1 pseudogene is annotated in these 766 nt (G+C 64.2%); it reads right to left on the reverse strand.

What is annotated here, in order from left to right:
- Positions 1–766 (reverse strand): annotated as a pseudogene (locus E5W87_RS34220) (hypothetical protein); the annotation flags it as partial.

Below are 766 nucleotides of genomic sequence, written 5' to 3' on the forward strand. Positions count from 1 at the left end.
GGTCTCGGCCAGGGTGTGCCCGGCGAGAAGGCTGGCCAGCACGCGGGTTTCGGCCAGCGTGAGCCCAAAGGCTGTCGCCAGCATGTCGGCGGCGTCACGCTCATCCAGTGCATTGCCGATGAACACCGCGGCTACCGCCGCGGGTTCCATGCCGGCGCGCAGATCGCCGCCGGCCATTGGCAGCACGCGGGCGAAGACGGGCGGCAGGTCGGGTTCGGTGAGGAGGACGGCAAGCCCTGTCTTGCCGATGCTTGCCTCATCCTTAGCCGCAAGCATGATGGCGCTGTGAAGCTCCTTGGAAGCCGACGGGATCTTCGCTTGCAGAATGCCATGGACATCCTGGACCGGGCCGCCGCTGCGCAGCATGTGCTTGGCCGCGTGGTTGGCGTGCAGGAACGCGCCACGTTCATTGGTGAGGACCACGGCGCATGTGAGCGCATCGAGCGCCTCGGCCATCCGTGCGCGCTCGATCGTGCCTATGTCGAGCATGTTGCTGATCATCACCGAACGGCGCACATGCGGCAGCAACAATCCGCCAAGCTTGATTTCACGCTCGGTGATAACGCCTTGCCGCTCATGCCGGGCAACGGCGAAGCCGGCAAGGCGGGCAGGGGTGTGGATCAGGAAAAACGACATGATGTCGACCAGGCCTTGCGGCTTCAGCCACTCCTGAAAATATCGGGAGGTCTCCAGGTAGGTTTGAGGCACATGGCGTGAGACCACATGCGGCACATCGAGCGAGGGCCATGTCGAGAGATCCTCGATC

The organism is Mesorhizobium sp. (genome assembly GCF_004962925.1).
Taxonomy (GTDB): Bacteria; Pseudomonadota; Alphaproteobacteria; order Rhizobiales; family Rhizobiaceae; genus Mesorhizobium.